This window comes from Mycobacterium sp. TH-M82 (assembly GCF_057473605.1).
In genome coordinates, this window is the sequence record NZ_JBYCKY010000401.1 from 1 (window position 1) to 1,176 (window position 1,176).

The 1,176-nt window shown below is 67.6% G+C and carries 2 protein-coding genes; both read left to right on the plus strand.

Annotation, left to right across the window (positions count from 1 at the left end; genetic code table 11):
* A partial coding sequence (locus AC2VON_RS12425; protein WP_486953242.1) for a carboxyl transferase domain-containing protein occupies positions 1-1,109 on the plus strand: 1,109 nt, incomplete at its 5' end.
* Positions 1,110-1,114: 5 nt separating this feature from the next.
* Positions 1,115-1,176, plus strand: a 62-nt coding sequence (locus AC2VON_RS12430) for a biotin carboxylase N-terminal domain-containing protein (protein ID WP_486953243.1), incomplete at its 3' end; no start/stop codon positions are given.

Genomic DNA, 1,176 nt, shown 5'->3' on the forward strand with positions numbered 1-1,176 from the left:
TCTACAACCAGGCGACCATGAGCGCCACGGGCATACCTCAGGTCGCGGCGGTGCTGGGCTCGTGCACCGCGGGCGGCGCCTACGTGCCGGCGATGAGCGACGAGGCCGTCATCGTGCGCGAGCAGGGCACGATCTTCCTCGGCGGCCCGCCGCTGGTCAAAGCCGCCACCGGCGAGATCGTCACCGCCGAAGAGCTGGGCGGCGGCGAGCTGCACTCGCGGGTCTCCGGGGTCACCGATCATCTGGCCGACGACGACGAACACGCGCTCCGCATCGTCCGGCGCATTGCCGCCACCTTCGGCCCGCAGGCCCAAAGCCCTTGGCAGGCAAGGCATACCGTCGAGCCCAAGCACCGTCAAACCGAGCTCTACGACGTGGTGCCGCCGGACCCGCGGGTGCCCTACGATGTCCACCAGGTGATCCTCCGGCTGGTCGACGGCAGCGAATTCTCCGAGTTCAAAACCGAATACGGCAAAACCCTGGTGACCGGATTCGCGCACATCCATGGCCACCCGGTCGGAATCCTCGCCAACAACGGGGTGCTGTTCGGCGAATCAGCGCTCAAGGGCACACATTTCATCGAGCTGTGCGACAAGCGCTGCACCCCGCTGCTGTTCTTGCAGAACATCGCCGGCTTCATGGTTGGGCGGGACTACGAAGCCGGCGGCATCGCCAAGCACGGCGCGAAAATGGTCACCGCGGTGGCCTGCGCCCGGGTGCCGAAGCTGACCGTGGTGATCGGCGGGTCCTACGGCGCCGGCAACTACTCGATGTGCGGGCGGGCCTACTCGCCGCGGTTTTTGTGGATGTGGCCCAACGCCCGGATCTCGGTGATGGGCGGCGAGCAGGCCGCGTCGGTGCTGGCGACCGTGCACGGCGACCGGCTGGCCGCCGCCGGCACACGGTGGTCCGCCGCCGACGAGGAGGCGTTCAAGGCGCCGATCCGGGCGCAGTACGAGGCGCAGGGCAACCCGTATTACTCGACTGCGCGGCTGTGGGACGACGGCATCATCGATCCGGCCGACACCAGAACTGTGCTGGGACTTGCTCTTTCGGTGTGTGCGAACGCCCCACTGGAACCGGTTTCCTACGGCGTGTTCCGGATGTGAGCCAGATGTTCGATACCGTGCTGGTGGCCAACCGCGGCGAGATCGCGGTGCGGGTGATCCGCACCCT